The following is a 16,226-nucleotide window of genomic DNA, read 5'->3' as shown; positions in this document are numbered from 1 at the left end:
GTTTGCGCTCTGCCCCGTGCTTCAGACGATGGCATGCATCTCGCGGCGCGCGCAACGCGATTTTGTTTCGGCATCGCGCCTGTTCTGACGCGGGCGTAACTCGCGCGTTGCAACCTTCAGGTCGGGCCGGCTGCGGTTCTGGATAGGCGGAACAGTCGGGATCGGGTCAGAACCACCTTTTGCTGGATTGGAGGCAGTGATGCGGAGAAGGGCATTCCTCGCGGGAACGGCACTGACGTCGCTCGCGACGACGGCGAACGCGCACCATGGCTGGAACTGGGCCGAGGGCGAGCAGGTGGAACTCGCCGGCACGATCCGTCAGGTCACCATCGCGCCGCCCCATCCGACTCTCCAGATCGAGACGCCGGATGATGGCGTCTGGACGGTGGAGCTGGGCAACCCGAGCCTGACGCGCCGCTCCGGCTTCGTCGAAGGGGTGGCCAGCCCGGGCGACCGTGTCGTCGCGCTTGGCAACCGCTCGCGGAACCGCGGCGAACGTCGCATGAAGGCGGTGCGGATCACGGTCGGCGAGCGCCGCTTCGACATCTATCCGGAGCGCATCGGGGGCGGCTGACGCGCGTGGAGCCACTGCTCCAGGCGCTGGAGGGATGGCCGGTCGCGGCGGCGCTACGGCGGTCGGAGGTGCTCTACCCGCTGGTCAATGCGGCGCACATCCTCGGGATCGGGCTGCTGATCGGCGCGATCGCCACGCTGGATCTGCGGGTGCTCGGGGTCTTCCGGCACACGCCCTTGCCGGTGCTGGGTCCGCCTCTGGTGCGGATGGCCGCGGCGGGGCTCGGCCTCGCGCTGGCGACCGGCTTCCTGCTGTTCAGCGTGCGGCCGACTGCCTACGTCGCGAACCCAGCCTTCCTTGTGAAGCTGGGCCTCATCCTGGCCGGGCTGCTGAACGTGCTGGCGTTGCGCCTGGGCACAGGCTGGAAGCGGGCCTTGGCCGGGGAGGGGACCGGACGGCCGCTGCGCTTCGCCGCCGGCTTGTCACTGCTGGTCTGGATCTCCGCCCTGCTGGCCGGCCGCTGGATTGCGTTCCTGGAATGAAAGGAGCCACCGGGACAAGCACGACACAGCGCGGCTGCGTCAGGTTTCCCAGCCAGAAGATCGTAGCCGCACCAATGACACAACCGCTCGCCGCACCGCCGCGAGGCGAGGAGGTCGGGCCGCTGCCGCTCGAACCTAGCGCCGAGCACGCCGGCCCGAGGTGCGCTTGGGCTTGGCCCGTGCCTTGGGCCGCGCCGGCGTCGGGGCGAAGTGAACGGGCTGGGCCGCGGGGATGCCGTCCGTTCCCGCGTAGCGCTGAAGGGTCGCGCCGGCGGCGAGGTGCGGATAGGCCTGGGCACCTTTCGGCCAAGCCCTCGCGAAGGCGGCCACTTCCGCGTGATCCATCCGGCGAATGGTCTGGACGAGAAAGGACGCCGCCTGGGCCGGGCGAAGCCGCTCCTTCCCCAGCAGATGCAGGTGCCATTCCCGGGCGCGCAGGGGACACCAATCCACCAGGGACTCCTGCAGGGCCCGGCGCACCTCGGCGGGCAGGTCCTCGAAGGCCCGGTAGGGGTCACCTTTCAGCTTGCTGCGGGGCTTGGTCGCGGTGCTGTTGTCCATGCGCGTCTGCTACCCGAGAGAAGGCGCCGGGAAAACCACGAGGCCAATCGCTTGGCGCTCGGCACGCATGCCGCTGCTGCGTGGGAAGGGGGGCTTTGCTCCCTGGCTCCCTTTGGCGGGACTTTCATCGGTCCGGCCGGTCCGGGGCGCGCCGGCTCCGGCGCGCCCCGCTTCTTCGGCGGCTGGATGGGCGCCGCGCCCTCAACCGTGCGTGGTCGGCATGTCTACCTGGCCGTACCAGGGAAGCCGACGCGGCTCGGGCGTGGGTTCGGCCTCGGGCTTCGGGCAGCGCAGGCTTTCGAGGGTGCGGCGGCACCAAGTCAGCCAGGGCGCGGCGGCAGGGTAGTCGGCGGCCGGGCTCATGCCACGCTCCCAGCCGGGAGGGCCTGGGGGACGGTGCGCGGCTTGGCGAAGCTGCGCAGCAGCACGGCACCGAAGCACAGCATGCCACCCAAGGTCATGAACGAGCCGAGCACCGTGAACGGGAATCCGGCCGGGTGATCCAGGCGCAGGGCCGTCAGCCCGCCGCAAAACACCACGACCCCCGGCACCGCCAGCCAGAACTGCACGCGCGCCAGTCCCTGCTTCGCCGCCTCGGGCAGCGCGTGATAGGTCAGGCCGTAGATGGCGAAGGTCACCCAGCCCAGGAGGTTGAGATGCACGTGCACCGGGACCAGCCGGAAGTCATGGGCGATTCCCATGCCGATGCCGAGCATCATGCCGCAGCTTCCGGCCAGCACCGCCGCGATCAGGTAGCGTTGAACCAGTCCACTCGTCGTTGACATTTCCCGTCTCCAACCCGGCATGGCAGCCGGCAAGGCGGGGCTGATGCCGCATCATCGACTTAGATGTCTTTGGTGCTGGTCTGAAACGAACTAAAATCCTATGCATCATGGGGGCTCCGGCCGAGACTGGACCCATCGGGACGAGCATGGTGGCAAGGGAGGGCCTGTACCGGTGAGCGAGGAGCTGGTCTTCGGTCGGTTCGTGCTGTGCCCGCGGCGGCGCAGCCTGCACGCGGACGGCGTACCGATCGAACTCGGTGCCCGCGCCTTCGACCTCCTGGCAGCACTGGCGCTGAGCAATGGCCGGCTGCTGAGCAAGGACGAGCTCATGTCCCTCGCCTGGCCCGGCCTCGCCGTGGAGGAGAACAACCTGCACGTGCAGATCGGCGCGGTGCGGCGGGCCCTGGGCGACGCGCGCGACGCGGTGATCAACGTGCCCGGCCGCGGCTACCGCTTCGGGCTGCCCCTTCGCGATGCCCAGGCCGCGCCCGCGCCGGTCCGCCTGTCGCTGGCGGTGCTGAGCTTCCTCAGCATCGGCGTGGATCCGGCCGCCGAGGCCCTGGCCGAGGGCGTGACCGACAGCCTCACCACCGACCTGTCCCGCGCCCTGCATGGCGGCCTTGTCGTGTCGCGCACCAGCGCCAGCGCCTATCGCGGCCGTGCCGCCAGCACGCGGCAGATCGGCGAGGAATTGCAGGTGCGCTACGTCCTGGAAGGCAGCGTCGCCCTGGATGCCAGCCGCATCCGGGTCAACGCCCAGCTGATCGACGCCGGCGCCGACCTCCACGTCTGGGCCGAGCGCTTCGACCAGCCGCGCGACGCGAACCTGCTGGTCGCGCAGGATGTCATCGTCGCGCGGCTCACCCGGCTCGTCGCGTTGCAGGCGGTGCTGGCGGAGGCGCAGCGGATCGGCGCCGGCACGCTGGCCGACCCGATGGCGCTGACGCTGCGGGCCCAGGGGACGGCCATCTCCAGCCGCATGTCGGCCGAGGGGGTAGCCGCCGCGCGGGAACTCTACGAACGGGCATTGACCCTCGATCCCGGCAATGCCCAGGCCCTGGCGGGTCTGGCCACGGTCGAGGCCTCCGCGGTCACCAATGGCTACACCTCGCCAGCCGAGCGCCCCGCGCGGGTGGCGCGGGCGGAGATCCTGGCCAACAAGGCGCTGGCCGCGCATCCCGGGCATCTTGGCGCCTTGCAGGTCCGCGCGGTGGTGCTGCGCATCCAGGGCCGCTTTGCCGACGCGATCGTCGCCGCCAGGGCGGTGCTGGAACGCTGCCCGGGTGATCCGCCCACCTGCCGCGAGATCGGCCTCAGCCACCTGTACCTCGGGGAGACGGAGGCGTCGCTGGAGTGGTTCCGCCTGGCCGAGCTTAGCGGACCGCAGGATCCGGGGCGCTGGACCTGGCTTCAGGGACTGGGGCGCGCCCTGCTGCATGCCGGCCGGGCGGCCGAGGCAGTGTCGGTGTTGCGCGCGCTGGTGGAATGCCATCCGGACTGGGCCTTCGGACACGGCCTCCTGGCGGTGGCCCTTGATCGCACCGGTCAACGCGACGCCGCAGCCGAGCGCTTCGCCGAATTCGTGCGCCGAGCGCCCTTGGCCGAGGCGCGGCGGCCTGCACTGATGGCGCCGGTGCCGCCCGAGCGGCAGGGCGCGGCCTACCGGGCGGGGGATGCGGCCCTGGCCGAGGACTTCGCGGCGATGGAACAGGTGCACGAAGAGGCGTCGCGGTCGCTTGCCTGAGCCGGCGATGTCCCGGCCAACCGCGCATCGCCGAGGCGCAAAGCGTCGCTGCCGAGGAGACGGGCGGCGATCCGGATGCGGGGCGTGACGCACTGGTCCGCCAGGGCCGCGGCGGCTGCCACCGCCATGCCCGACCTGGCTGTCGAGGCGCGGGATGCGCGCGACATGGTCGCCTGTCTCCGCAGCCTGAAGCCCACGTCACAGTGATGCTTAGGACGGGTTTGGCTCAGGCGGCGGCAGGGCCTAGTGTCGCGCGGACATCCTTCCGCATCGCGAGCGCCCGATGGACCAGATCGCCCCCGCCTCCCTGCCTCATACGACCCATGAGGACATGCTTGCCCGCCTCGCCGACATCGCCGTCCGCGTCGGGCTGAACCTCCAGCCCGGCCAGGAGCTCGTGATGACCGCGTCGGTGGAGGCGCTGCCCCTGGCGCGCCGGATCACCGACGCGGCCTACCGGGCCGGGGCCACGGTGGTGACGACGCTGCTGTCCGACGACCGGCAGACCCTGTCCCGCTTCCAGCACGGCTCCGAGGAAAGCTTCGATCACGCACCGGCTTGGCTCTTCGAGGGGATGGCGGAAGCCTTCCGCCGCGGTGCGGCGCGCCTGGCGATCGTGGGCGAGGACCCGAGCCTGCTGGCCGGCCAGGACGCGGAGCGGGTGGCGCGGGCCAACCGCGCGCGGGCCAAGGCCTATCGCCCGGCCCTCGACCTCATCACCGCCTCGGCGATCAACTGGACCCTGGTTCCCTATGCGGCGCCGGCCTGGGCGCAGGCAATGTTTCCCGACCTGCCGGCCGCGGAGGCGGAGGCGCGGCTCTGGTCCGCGATCTTTGCGGCGACCCGCGCCGATGCCGCCGATCCCGTCGCGGCCTGGGCCGAGCACAATGCCGCGCTGCTGGCGCGCCGCCGGATGCTGACCGCCCGCCGCTACGCCGCCCTGCGCTTCCGCGGCCCCGGCACGGACCTCACGGTCGGGCTGGCGGACGGCCATGCCTGGATGGGCGGAACCTCGACCGCGCAGAACGGCATCACCGGCAATCCCAACATCCCGACGGAGGAGGTCTTCACGACCCCCCACGCCGCGCGCACCCAGGGCCATGTCGTCGCGACGAAGCCGCTTTCCTTCCAGGGCACGCTGATCCGCGACATCCGGGTCCGCTTCGAGGGCGGCGTGATCGTCGAGGCGAAGGCCAGCACCGGCCAGGAGGTGCTCGAGCGGATGATCGGCACTGACGAGGGTGCCCGCCGCCTCGGCGAGGTCGCGCTGGTCCCGGCCTCCTCGCCCATCTCGCGCAGCGGGCTGCTGTTCCTCAACACGCTGTTCGACGAGAACGCGGCGAGCCACATCGCCCTCGGTCAGGCCTACAGCAAGTGCTTCGTGGATGGCGACACGCTGACCGAGGAGGATTTCGACACGCGCGGCGGCAATCGCAGCCTGATCCACGTGGACTGGATGATTGGCTCGGCCGAGATGGACGTGGACGGAATCGACGCGCAGGGCGTGGCCGAGCCGGTCATGCGCGCCGGGGAATGGGCCGACGCGGCAGGCTGAGCGCCGGACCGGAGCGGCCTTTCGGCACTGCCGACCAGACCCGGCGCGGTGCCGATTTTCCTTGACGGGCCCCGGACCGGGGCCGGTTCATTCACCCTGGCTGCGCCTCGACGCGGAGCCAGGGAGGAAGCATGACACAAGACTATCGGGCCGCCGGCTTCACGCGCCGCGCGACCCTCGGCCTGGGACTGGCAGCCCTGGCCGCGCCGTCCATCGGCACCGCCCAGGCGCAATGGCCCACCGGACCGGTCCGCTTCATCGGCATCTTTCCGCCCGGCGGCGGGACCGACATTCTGTCGCGCCTTTGGTGCATGAAGATGAGCGAGATCACGGGTCAGCAATTCGTGGTCGAGAACCGCTCCGGCTCCGGCGGCAATATCGGCACCGAGGTCATCGCCAATGCCCCCGCGGATGGCACGGCCATCGGCCTGGCCAGCGTCGCGCCTCTCGCCATCTCGCCGACGCTCTATGGGCGCCTGCCCTTCAACGCCGCGCGCGACTTCAGCTTCATCTCCGGGCTTTGGCAATTGCCCAACCTGCTGGTGATCAACAACGACGTGCCCGCGCGCTCCGTGCCCGAGCTGATCGCCCTGCTGCGCGCCAATCCGGGCCGCTACGCCTTTGCTTCCTCCGGCTCGGGCACGACGGTGCACCTGTCCGGCGAGATGTTCCGCTCCATGGCGGGGCTGGACATCCTGCATGTGCCGTACCGGGGAGGCGCCCCGGCGCATGTGGATCTGCAAGGAGGGCGCGTGCACATGATCTTCGACAACATCCCCCAGGGCCTGGCCCTGGCGCGGGAAGGCAAGGTCCGCGCCCTGGCGGTGACGGGCCGCGAGCGCAGCGCGCAGGCTCCGGACGTGCCAGCGATGGCGGAGTTCCTTCCGGATTTCGAGATCACCTCCTGGGGTGGCGTGATGGGACCAGCCGGGATGGCGCCCGTTCTGGTCGAGCGGATCAACATCCTCACCAAGCAGTCGCTCGAAAGCCCCGACCTGAAGCGCCGCTTCGAGGAGAATGGAGCGTCGACCTGGTACACGACGCCCGAGGAATTCGCGCGCTTCCGCGCGGCGAACGAGGCCTCCTTCGCGCCGCTCATCCGCGCATCCGGCGCCAGGGTCGAATGAAAGCCGACGCGCCGGGCAAGTCGCCTCCCGGCGCTTGGATCACGGAGTGAAGCCTTGTCCACAAAAGCCTGAGTGGTGGTTGCACCCAGGCGGCCCATGCGGCTGCGCAGGGAGTATCCGTCCAACAAGTCCCAGAAGGTCAATCCGGTGAATCGCTGATATCGCATGAACTCGTGGGGAGGTAGTCTACGCCCCAGCGAGGTGGCCAATTCGGCGGCATCAGGCATGCGGCTTGCAATCCAGGCTCGTGGTTGGTCATCCGAAAGGTCGCAGGACGGGTTTTCTCATGTCAGCACGACACCCACGAGGTTCAGGCACCGCGAAGGACCTTCTGGCCGCGGCGGGCCTGCTGCTGTTCACCCTCCTTGGTTCGCTCTTCGTCGGCGCGCTCCCACAGGCGGGGCAGACGCGCTTCGTCGCGGTCTTTCCGCCTTGGCAGGATCTCCTGCAATCGACGGAAAGAGTGGGAAGGGCAGGGGGAATGGTGGTCGCCACCGGCGGCTTCCACAATTTCGTCACGGTGCAGTCGGATGACCCTGCCTTCGTGAGCGCGCTTTACCGCTCGGGGGCCTTGCTCGTGCTTGACCTTGCTTCGGCCCGCGGCTGTTCCGGCCTGCCGGCAAGCTCCTCCACCCCTCGAGAGAGAGACGACGTCTAGTGCTCGAACTTGAAAGCCTGCGGACGCGCTTCGCCCGCTTCCTTGTCCTGTTCCTCTGGCTGCACCTTCCCCTGATGGGGGCGGCGGCCCATGCGATGGGACGCCCCCTCGCGCCGCCCATGGTGTTCGTCGGCGCACTCGCGGCCATTCTCCACCTTGCGTGGTGGAGGCGGGGGGCGGCGCCTGTGACGCGCTACCTGTCGGCGGTCGCGCTGATGGCCCAGCCGGCGCTGCTGGTCTACCTGCTGGCAGGGAACGCCTGGCAGATGGACATGCACATGTACTTCTTCGCCGGCCTGGCGCTGCTGATCGGCTGGTGCGACTGGCGTGCCATCGTGATCGGCGCGGCCTCCGTCGCCCTGCATCACCTGACCCTCAACTTCGTGTTCCCGCTGGCGGTGTTCCCGAACGGCACGGATCTGGAGCGGGTCTTCCTCCATGCCGCGATCGTCGTCCTGCAGAGCGCCGTGCTGGTCTGGTTCAGCAACACCCTGGTGTCGAGCTTCCAGCGCATCGAGGCGATGGGAGACGAGATCCGCCAGAGCAACGAGACGCTCGAGCGCCGGGTGGAGGAGCGGACCGAGGAGGCCCGGGCAGCGAATGCAGCCAAGAGCCTGTTCCTGGCCAATATGAGCCACGAGATCCGCACCCCGATGAACGCCATTCTCGGCTTCAGCCATCTCGCGCTCCGGACCGAACTGGCGCCCAAGCAGAGGGACTACGTCCTCAAGATCAAGTCGGCCAGCAGCGCACTGCTGGGCCTCATCAACGACATCCTCGACTTTTCCAAGATCGAGGCCGGCAAGCTCACCCTCGAGCGCGAGCCCTTCAACCTCCGCGCCTCGCTGGAGAGCGTGTCGAGCATCGTCGCGGTGAAGGCGCTGGAAAAGGGCATCGACCTTCGGCTGGACGTGGACCCGGAGCTTCCTGGCGTGCTGGTCGGCGACTCCATGCGCTTCAACCAGGTGCTGCTCAACCTCGTCAGCAATGCGGTGAAGTTCACCGAGCGTGGCCAAGTGGTCGCCGATCTGCGCCTCGCCGAGCGGCAGGGTTCCGAGGTGCTCCTGCAGGTCTCCGTCCGCGACAGCGGCATCGGCATGTCGAAGGAGCAGCAGGCAAACCTGTTCCGCTCCTTCTCCCAGGCCGACAGTTCCACCACGCGCAAGTTCGGCGGGACGGGGCTGGGGCTTGCGATCAGCCACCAGTTGGTCGGCCTGATGGGCGGGACCATCGAGGTGGAAAGCACGCCCGGGAAGGGCAGCACCTTCCGCTTCAATGTGCGGATGGGGATTGGCGAGGCCCGCGGCGCGCCGGTGCGGGTGCCGTCGGAGGAGATGAAGCGCCTGCGGGTGATGGTGGTGGACGACAACGCCGCCTCCCGCGAGATCCTGCAGGAGATCTTCGCGTCCTGGTCCATGCACGCCGATCTGGCGGCTTCGGCCGCCGAGGCGCTGAGCGCGATGCACGATGCCGAGGCCCAGGGCGCCCCGTACGACCTCGTCCTAATGGACTGGAAGATGCCCGGCCTGGACGGGATGGCGGCCACGCGGCAGATCCGCCAGAGCACCAAGCTGGCGAAGCTTCCGACCGTGATGATGGTGAGCGCCTATGCGCGCGAGGAAGCGATGATGGAGGCCGACGCCTCGGGCGTCGCCGCCTTTCTCGTCAAGCCGGTGGATGCCGGCGTGCTGCTCGACACCATCGCCAACCTGGCCAGCGGCCTCGCCCAGCCCGCCCAGCCGAAGGAAGCGACCACCGACGCGCTGCCCATGGTCGAGCCCCGGCTGCGCGGCGCCCGCGTGCTGCTGGTCGAGGACAGCGAGATCAACCGCGAGGTCGCGCTGGAAATCCTTCACGACGCCGGCCTCGTCGTCGAGGTGGCCGAGAATGGCCGCATCGCCTGCGAGAAGGTGCTGGCCAATTCCGGCGCCGCCTATGACGGCATCCTGATGGATGTGCAAATGCCCGAGATGGACGGCATCGAGGCGACGCAGCGCATCCGGGAGTTCTGGCCGGCCGACCGCCTGCCGATCCTCGCCATGACGGCCCATGCCTATGAGCAGGAGCGGCAGCGCTGTTTCGAGGCGGGCATGAACGACCACCTCGCCAAGCCGATCGATCCTGCACTGCTGGTGACCACGCTGAATCGCTGGCTGAAGCCGCCTGCGAACCCGGTCAAGGGCGGTGCCGCATCTGCGGCCATCTTGTCCCTCGCGCCGATGGAGGAACTGCCGGAAGCCCTGCCGCCCTTCGACCTGCATCGGGCGCTCGCCAGGGTCAACGGGAAGCGCAAGCTGCTGTGCAAGCTGATCGTCGATTTCGGCGACAAGTTCCCCGACGTCGCCGCGGAACTGCGCCGGCTGCTGGACGAGGGTTCGACGGAGGAGGCGCGGCGGCTGGCCCACACGCTCAAGGGCGTCGCGGGCTCCTTGGAGGCGCGCGACGTCTTCGAGGCTGCGCGGCAGCTTGAGGACGCGCTCGTCCGACAGGAGTTCGAGGAACTGGATGGGCTGCTCGGCCGTGTCGAGACAGCGATGACTCCCGCCATCGCCGCCGCGCGTTCCCTTTCGGCGAAGCCGGCCAGCGCCCCCAAGGCGTTGTCCCGGCAGGAGCAGGAGCGACTGGATTATGCGGCCGTGGGTTTGCAACTCACGGAACTCAGGGAGCAGTTGGCGCGGCGCAGCCTGCGGGCGCGTGGCACCTTGGCATCGCTGAAAGCGACGCTCGGCGAGACGGCGGAGGCGCATCAGCTCCTTCCCGTCGAGGCAGCGGTGGCAGCGCTCGATTTCGGCAGTGCGGTGAAGTTGCTGGATGAAATGATGGCCGTGTCGGTGGTTCAAGGGGAGCCCGCTCAATGAGCAAGCGTGCGGTGGTGCTGATCGTTGACGACGAGGTCTCGAACATCGAGATTCTGAGCGCGGCGCTAGAGGAGCAGCACGAGATCTGCTTCGCCACGTCGGGGCGTGAGGCGCTGGAGGTCGCGCGCAGCATCTCCCCCGACCTCGTGTTGCTCGACGTGATGATGCCCGACATGGATGGCTACGAGGTGTGCCGGCGCATCAAGGCCGACCCGCTGCTGGCCGACATCCCGGTCATCTTCACCACCGCCCTGGGCGACCAGGAAGCCGAGGTGCGGGGGCTCGAGATCGGGGCGATCGACTACGTCACCAAGCCCATCTCGCCGGTCATCGTGCAGGCGCGGGTCCGCAATCATCTCGAGATGAAGCAGATGCGCGACCAGCTTGCGGCGCTGGCCGTCACCGATGCGCTGACCGGACTGGGCAACCGGCGCAAGATGGAGACGATCCTCAACCAGGAGGTCATGAGGCTCGCGCGCACCGAGGCGAACCTGTCCGTCCTGATCCTCGACATCGATTTCTTCAAGCGCTTCAACGACAGCTACGGCCACACGGCGGGCGACCGGTGCATCGCGATGGTCGGCGCCGCGCTGGCCCGCGCCGTCCGCAGGGCCGCGGATCTCGCTGTCCGCTATGGTGGCGAAGAGTTCGCCTGCCTGCTGCCCGAGACGAGCCACGACGAAGCCATGGAGGTCGCGAGCAACATCCGCGAGCGGGTGCGGGCGCTCGGGATCCCGCACAGCCAGTCGGAGGCCGCACCCCACGTGACCGTCAGCGTCGGCGTGGCCACGGCTACCTGCTTCAACGGCGCCGATCCGATGAGCTGGATCAAGGCCGCCGACGAGCAGCTCTACATCGCCAAGAAGGCGGGACGGAACGGCGTCGCGGGCCGCATCTTCGGCAGGGCGGAACTGCAGGAGCTGCACGCCGCGTAGGCCTCCCCCTCCTTGGCTTGACCCTGTGGCGTTCGCGGGTGACCGTGCTGTCCTGCCAGCAGGATGAAGGGAGAGGGCGATGGGTGGCGAGGACGACGCGCTGTTCGAGAAGGGTCTGCCGATCCGGCGGGAGGTGCTGGGGGCGGAGTACGTGGACGCCTCGCTGGGCAAGGCCGACGACTTCATGATGGCCTTCCAGCGCATCACCACCTCCTGGGCGTGGGGGATGGCGTGGGGCGACCCGACGCTGGACCGCAAGACGCGCTCGATCATCAACCTCGCCATGCTGACGGCGCTGGGCAAGATCCCGGAGGTGAAGCTGCACGTGAAGGGCGCGCTGAACAACGGCGTTTCGGTGGACGAGATCAAGGCGACGCTGTCGCACGCCGCCGCCTATTGCGGCATCCCCGCGGCGCTGGACGCCTTCAAGGCCGCCCACGAAGTGCTCCTCGCCGAAGGCGCCATCCAACCCAAGAAGTGAGCGACATGGCCGCCATCAAGAGCATCGCCTTCGCCGGCATCGGCAACATGGGATGGCCGATGGCGGCCAACCTGCTGAAGGCCGGCTTCGACGTCACGGTCTGCGACGTCGTTCCCGGCCGTGCCGAGGCCTTCGCCGCCGAGGCCGGGGGCCGCGCCGCCGCGAATCCGGCAGAGGCGGCCGCGGGCGCGGATTGCGTCATCACCATCGTCCCCACCAGCAAGCAGGTGGCCGAGGCGGTCGAGGCGATGGGCGCTTCGCTCCGAAGCGGGATGATCGTCATCGACATGACCTCCGGCCAGCCGGGACGCACGCGGGAGATCGCAGCGGCCCTGGCGGAGAAGGGCGTCGCGATGATCGACTGTCCGGTTTCGGGCGGCGTGCCGCGCGCAAAGTCCGGCCAGTTGGCCATCATGGCCGGTGGGGCGGAGGCCGATCTCGACCGTGCCGAGCCGGTGTTGAAGGCGATGGGCACCTCCATCCATCGCTGCGGGCCGATCGGCGCCGGCCAGGCGATGAAGGCGCTGAACAACCTGGTTTCGGCGGGCGGCTTCCTGATCGGGATCGAGGCGCTGCTGATCGGCCAGCGCTTCGGCCTGGACCCGGCGAAGATGGTGGACGTGCTGAACGCCAGCACGGGCATGAACAATTCCACCCAGAAGAAGTTCAAGGAGTACGTGCTGTCCCGCCGCTTCGACGCGGGGTTTGGCCTCGACCTCATGGTCAAGGATCTGTCCATCGCGCTGGAAGTGGGGCGCGAGACGACGACGCCGACGCCCTTTTCCGCGCTTTGCCGCGAGATGTGGGCGGCGGCGGCCGCTCTGCTCGGCCCGGGGGCCGACCACACCGCGGTAGCGAAGCTGTCGGAGCAGTTGAGTGCCACGACGCTTGGCGGCAACAAGGAGGGATAAGCCGGCATCGCCGGGCCGCTGGGTGAAGGCCCAACGGTGCTGAGGCAGAGCCTCATTGCTCCTGTCGCTTCCTGCCAAGGGCTATCCGCAGGCGACCCCACGCAACCACGCTTCCCATGTGAGGCTTTCCTGGTCGGGCAAAGAGACGCAGGGGAAAGCGGCGATGTGCGGTTGGCTGCGGCGTGACGCATGGGTGAACCGGCCAAGCGGCGAGGCGATCCGGCGTGGCTGAGCCAGGGGACGAAGAGGCAGCCCCCCACGACACTGCGCGGGCGTTGCAGGACGCGGCCCGTTCCGCAGGGCTGGCGATCGCACCGGCGGAGGTCGAGCCGCTGCTGCTGGCGCTCGGTGGCCAGCCGCCGGCCACGGAGGGCACCTTGCGCCGCGCGTTGCTCCAGATCCGGCGCGCTGGCTGGCGCGGACGCTTGTCCGTGCTTCATCAGGGGGCCGGCGCGCTGCCGGTGAGCGCGGTGGATCTCGACCTCGCGGTCACGGCGGTCGCCGATCCGGCGGCCGGGGATGCCGAACTGCTCTCGGCCCTGCGCGAGACCGTGCTGGCGCGCCTGGGGGGATATGGCTCGCCGGCAGCGGCCCTGGCCGCCGCGCTGGACGATCTGCCGAAGGGCGCCACAGGGGAGGCGAAGCTGGACGCGGTCGGCCACTGCGCCGCCCTGGTGGCCGAGGCCTTCGCCCTGCCACCCGCCGATGCCGCCGCCTTCCGCCGCCAGGCTCTGGAAACGGAGGAGCGGCGCCGGAAGGAGCGCCGCGTCGCGGCCCGCGCCGCAAAGGAAACCCGCGCGGTCGAGGAGCGCCGGCTAAGGGCCTGGGAGGCCTCGCTGGTGGATGCCGACGCCGTGCCCGCCCTGCTGGGCTGCACGCGCGAGGAAGCGGAGCGCTGGATCCGCGCGGGGCTGGTGCCGGTCGCGCGCCGCGTGACGGTCCGGCGCGGCAGCCGGACGACGCGGGAGGCCGAGTTCGACCCGGCGGAACTCGAAAAGCTGTGCGGGGCCGTGCCGGGCTGGCGGCGCGGCGATGGCGGGCACCGGAGCGTGGCGCGGCGCGAGCCCCGGGACGAGGGGAGGGGGTCCAGCAACGCGGCGGTCGCCCGCGTCGCCGGGCTCGACCGCTATGCCGCGCATTTCGCCACGGCGCGGTCCTTGAACCGGCGGCTGGTCGCCTGCCTTGGCCCGACCAACTCGGGCAAGACCTATTTCGGCCTGTCCCGGCTCGCCCAGGCCGAAAGCGGTGTCGTGCTAGGTCCGCTGCGCCTCCTGGCCCATGAGTATCGCGAGGCGCTGGAAGGGCAGGGCATCCGCACTGCCCTCTCGACCGGGGAGGAGCGAATCCCCGTGCCGGGCAGCCGCCACACCGCGGCGACGGTGGAGATGTGCCCGTTCCACACGCCGATGGACGTCGCGGTCATCGACGAGGCGCAGATGCTGGCCGATCCGGAGCGCGGGCCGGCCTGGACCGCCGCGATCATGGGCGTGCCGGCGCGCACCGTGATCATCCTGGGGGCGCCGGATGCCGCGTCGATGGTCCGCCGCATCGCGCAGCTTTGCGACGACCCGCTGGAGGAAGTGCGGCTGGAGCGCATGGGGCCGCTGGTCGCCGCGCGTTCCCCGGTGCCGCTGGGCGATATCGGGCGCGGCGACGCGGTGATTGCCTTCTCCCGCCGGTCCGTGTTCGAGATCCGGGCCGAGCTGCTGCGGCGCGGGCGGAGCGTGGCCGTGGTGTATGGCGCGCTGGGCCCGACCGTCCGCCGCGCGGAAGCCCGCCGCTTCCGCGAGGGCGAGGCCGAGGTGCTGGTGGCGACGGATGCCATCGGCATGGGCCTCAACATCGGTCCGCTGCGGCGCGTCGTTTTCTCCTCCCTGCGCAAGTTCGACGGGGAGCAGGAACGCCCGCTCTCGGTGCAGGAGATCAAGCAGATCGGCGGGCGCGCCGGACGTTTCGGCGGCGCGCATGCCGAGGGCATCGTGGCGGTGCTGGCCGGCGGGGGCGATCCCAGGGAGATTGCGCATGCGCTCACGGCCCCTGCCGCCACGCCGGAGGATCTACGCCCGCCCGTCGCGCCCGATGCGGATATCGTGGCGGCCGTGGCGGCCGAAATCGGCACGGAGAGCCTGTTCGGCACGCTGCGCCGGATCGAACGCTCGGTGCTGCGTCGGGACGACCCGAATTACCGCCTGGGCGACCTTTCGACGCAGATCGCCATCGCGGAGGCGGTGGACGGGGTGCGGGAACTCACCCTGCTGGATCGCTGGACCTATGCGATGTGCCCGGTGGATGAGCGGGACGAGGGGATCTCACGGCTGACGGATTGGGCGGTGGAGCATGCCATGGGCCTGGCGGTCGCGCCGCCGCGCGCTGGGCGGCTGCCTCCGCCGGATCGGGCGAGCCAGGATGCGCTGCAATCGGCGGAGCGCCTTCACCGACGCCTGGTGGCGTGGCGCTGGCTGGCCATGCGCTTCCCCGAAGTTTACCGGGACCTTGATTCCGCCCTTGCCGAGAGCCGCCGTCTCAATGATTGGATCGAGGATGTGCTGGCGGCTCGCCCCTCGGAACGGACGCTCGGTGCGGGCAAGCCTGCGGGGCCACCGGGCAAGCCGCGCAAGGGAAACCCGCCGCGCCAGCGCAGCGCCAAGCCGCGCCGGCAAGGATAGCGCTTGCCTCCGACGGCCAGCTCAAAGCCGAGTGCGAAAAGTGGTGCGGGAGCCCTTGAACAGGGGGGGACGCTCAGCTAGATACCCGCTCCACCGCGGGGCAAGGGCTTTTGAAGACCAAGCGTCCCTCCCGGTGTTGCGATATTTGATTTGGAAATAGGTAAGGGGACTTGAAGCTGGGACCGCAAGGTGCCATTCCAGTCCCTGGAAGAAAACGTGGCTCTCGTCATCGAGATCTGGATGACCCAGTCTTGCAGGGCGGTTGAGCGATGCTTATGTTCTCTTCTCACCGAAAGGTGGTTTTCTTGAAGGTCGGCCTCGGCCACTAGGCGCGAGTGACGAATTTCTTCGAGGTTGAAAAAAAAGGCTTGAAGCTGGTGCGGCAACGCGCTATATCAAGTCTTCCGCAGCGGAGTGGATGCTCCTTCGGATCTGGTTGAGGCGCCCTCGGGTTCCTCCCGGTTTCTGAGTTGAAGGTTCATCTGGCTGCGGGGTTCCAGATCCTGTGCTTTCGGGCGCATGGTGTCTCGCTCTGCGGAAGCGTGGAGTGTCTGGTCGTTTGGGGCGCCGTATTGGCGCTTTGGCGCGGTCGGGAAGCTGTTTGACAAGTGTATCTGTCTTTTGGAAGCAAGAAGCGCTTGCGCTTGGATGCTGACGTGCTGGCGTAAGCTGGTTGCGGTGGTGTCCGGCAGTGAGTGCTTCGCATCGAGAATGGTGAGCGGAACTTGCTCGATAAGGCATCGAAGCTGTCCGGTCTTCGGGTTGGATGGCAGATGATGAACCTGAGAGTTTGATCCTGGCTCAGAGCGAACGCTGGCGGAATGCTTAACACATGCAAGTCGCACGGGCCTTTCGGGGTCAGTGGCGGACGGGTGAGTAACGCGTAGGA

15 protein-coding genes and 1 rRNA gene are annotated in these 16,226 nt (G+C 69.3%); 13 read left to right on the top strand and 3 right to left on the bottom strand.

Features of this window, described 5'->3' with window-relative positions:
- Nucleotides 1-199: 199 nt before the first annotated feature.
- Together OF850_RS21455 and OF850_RS21450 are read left to right on the top strand one after the other, a co-directional pair.
- Nucleotides 200-574: a DUF6152 family protein gene (locus OF850_RS21455; RefSeq protein ID WP_301592374.1), complete on the top strand. Its 375-nt coding sequence runs from the start codon at nt 200-202 to the stop codon at nt 572-574.
- A gap of 5 nt (nt 575-579) precedes the next feature.
- On the top strand, nt 580-1,056 hold the full coding sequence (locus tag OF850_RS21450) for a DUF2214 domain-containing protein (protein ID WP_301592373.1): 477 nt from the start codon (nt 580-582) through the stop codon (nt 1,054-1,056).
- A gap of 135 nt (nt 1,057-1,191) precedes the next feature.
- Here OF850_RS21450 and OF850_RS21445 read toward each other — a convergent pair whose 3' ends face one another.
- From OF850_RS21445 to OF850_RS21435, 3 genes are all read right to left on the bottom strand, one after another.
- Nucleotides 1,192-1,617 carry a DUF6525 family protein gene (locus tag OF850_RS21445; RefSeq protein ID WP_301592372.1) on the bottom strand — a complete coding sequence of 142 codons (426 nt, stop codon included), beginning with the start codon at nt 1,615-1,617 and terminating at the stop codon, nt 1,192-1,194.
- A gap of 201 nt (nt 1,618-1,818) precedes the next feature.
- Nucleotides 1,819-1,980 carry a hypothetical protein gene (locus OF850_RS21440; protein ID WP_301592371.1) on the bottom strand — a complete coding sequence of 54 codons (162 nt, stop codon included), beginning with the start codon at nt 1,978-1,980 and terminating at the stop codon, nt 1,819-1,821.
- Nucleotides 1,977-2,402, bottom strand: a complete 426-nt coding sequence (locus OF850_RS21435; RefSeq protein WP_301592370.1) for a heme-copper oxidase family protein — start codon at nt 2,400-2,402, stop codon at nt 1,977-1,979. Before OF850_RS21435 ends, OF850_RS21440 begins: the two co-directional genes overlap by 4 nt.
- Nucleotides 2,403-2,574: 172 nt before the next feature.
- Between OF850_RS21435 and OF850_RS21430 the strand changes: the two genes are divergently transcribed.
- From OF850_RS21430 to OF850_RS21380, 11 genes are all read left to right on the top strand, one after another.
- Entirely contained in the window at nt 2,575-4,146 is a 1,572-nt protein-coding gene (locus OF850_RS21430) for a winged helix-turn-helix domain-containing protein (RefSeq protein ID WP_301592369.1), read from the top strand.
- Nucleotides 4,147-4,230: 84 nt separating this feature from the next.
- Complete coding sequence (locus OF850_RS21425; protein WP_301592368.1) at nt 4,231-4,353, top strand: hypothetical protein; 123 nt, start codon at nt 4,231-4,233, stop codon at nt 4,351-4,353.
- Nucleotides 4,354-4,429: 76 nt separating this feature from the next.
- Complete coding sequence (locus OF850_RS21420) at nt 4,430-5,701, top strand: aminopeptidase (protein WP_301592367.1); 1,272 nt, start codon at nt 4,430-4,432, stop codon at nt 5,699-5,701.
- Between the two features lie 131 nt (nt 5,702-5,832).
- Nucleotides 5,833-6,828: a Bug family tripartite tricarboxylate transporter substrate binding protein gene (locus tag OF850_RS21415; protein WP_301592366.1), complete on the top strand. Its 996-nt coding sequence runs from the start codon at nt 5,833-5,835 to the stop codon at nt 6,826-6,828.
- A gap of 232 nt (nt 6,829-7,060) precedes the next feature.
- Nucleotides 7,061-7,486 (top strand): hypothetical protein, encoded by a 426-nt coding sequence (locus OF850_RS21410; RefSeq protein ID WP_301592365.1) that lies wholly within the window; start codon nt 7,061-7,063, stop codon nt 7,484-7,486.
- Nucleotides 7,486-10,344 (top strand): hybrid sensor histidine kinase/response regulator, encoded by a 2,859-nt coding sequence (locus OF850_RS21405; protein ID WP_301592364.1) that lies wholly within the window; start codon nt 7,486-7,488, stop codon nt 10,342-10,344. The genes OF850_RS21410 and OF850_RS21405 overlap by 1 nt, the downstream gene beginning before the upstream one ends.
- A complete protein-coding gene (locus OF850_RS21400) occupies nt 10,341-11,279 on the top strand; it encodes a diguanylate cyclase (protein ID WP_301592363.1) in 939 nt (312 codons plus the stop codon). The genes OF850_RS21405 and OF850_RS21400 overlap by 4 nt, the downstream gene beginning before the upstream one ends.
- Nucleotides 11,280-11,358: 79 nt before the next feature.
- Nucleotides 11,359-11,760, top strand: coding sequence for a carboxymuconolactone decarboxylase family protein (locus OF850_RS21395; RefSeq protein WP_301592147.1), 402 nt, complete (start codon nt 11,359-11,361; stop codon nt 11,758-11,760).
- A gap of 5 nt (nt 11,761-11,765) precedes the next feature.
- Nucleotides 11,766-12,671, top strand: a complete 906-nt coding sequence (locus OF850_RS21390; protein WP_301592362.1) for an NAD(P)-dependent oxidoreductase — start codon at nt 11,766-11,768, stop codon at nt 12,669-12,671.
- Between the two features lie 224 nt (nt 12,672-12,895).
- A complete protein-coding gene (locus tag OF850_RS21385) occupies nt 12,896-15,337 on the top strand; it encodes a helicase-related protein (protein WP_301592361.1) in 2,442 nt (813 codons plus the stop codon).
- Nucleotides 15,338-16,115: 778 nt separating this feature from the next.
- Nucleotides 16,116-16,226: ribosomal RNA gene (locus OF850_RS21380) — 16S ribosomal RNA — on the top strand; the annotation flags it as partial.

The organism is Sabulicella glaciei, from assembly GCF_026183895.1.
Lineage (GTDB): Bacteria > Pseudomonadota > Alphaproteobacteria > Acetobacterales > Acetobacteraceae > Roseococcus > Roseococcus glaciei.
The sequence above is the reverse complement of the archived record's forward strand: the minus strand, read 5'-3'. Positions and strand labels throughout refer to the sequence as shown.

Excerpts from the sequence above, each read along its gene's own strand:
- OF850_RS21400 (WP_301592363.1), top strand. The coding sequence starts at position 10,341 with ATGAGCAAGCGTGCGGTGGTGCTGATCGTTGACGACGAGGTCTCGAAC.
- OF850_RS21440 (WP_301592371.1), bottom strand. The coding sequence starts at position 1,980 with ATGAGCCCGGCCGCCGACTACCCTGCCGCCGCGCCCTGGCTGACTTGG.
- OF850_RS21455 (WP_301592374.1), top strand. The coding sequence starts at position 200 with ATGCGGAGAAGGGCATTCCTCGCGGGAACGGCACTGACGTCGCTCGCG.
- OF850_RS21395 (WP_301592147.1), top strand. The coding sequence starts at position 11,359 with ATGGGTGGCGAGGACGACGCGCTGTTCGAGAAGGGTCTGCCGATCCGG.
- OF850_RS21420 (WP_301592367.1), top strand. The coding sequence starts at position 4,430 with ATGGACCAGATCGCCCCCGCCTCCCTGCCTCATACGACCCATGAGGAC.
- OF850_RS21445 (WP_301592372.1), bottom strand. The coding sequence starts at position 1,617 with ATGGACAACAGCACCGCGACCAAGCCCCGCAGCAAGCTGAAAGGTGAC.
- OF850_RS21390 (WP_301592362.1), top strand. The coding sequence starts at position 11,766 with ATGGCCGCCATCAAGAGCATCGCCTTCGCCGGCATCGGCAACATGGGA.
- OF850_RS21415 (WP_301592366.1), top strand. The coding sequence starts at position 5,833 with ATGACACAAGACTATCGGGCCGCCGGCTTCACGCGCCGCGCGACCCTC.
- OF850_RS21435 (WP_301592370.1), bottom strand. The coding sequence starts at position 2,402 with ATGTCAACGACGAGTGGACTGGTTCAACGCTACCTGATCGCGGCGGTG.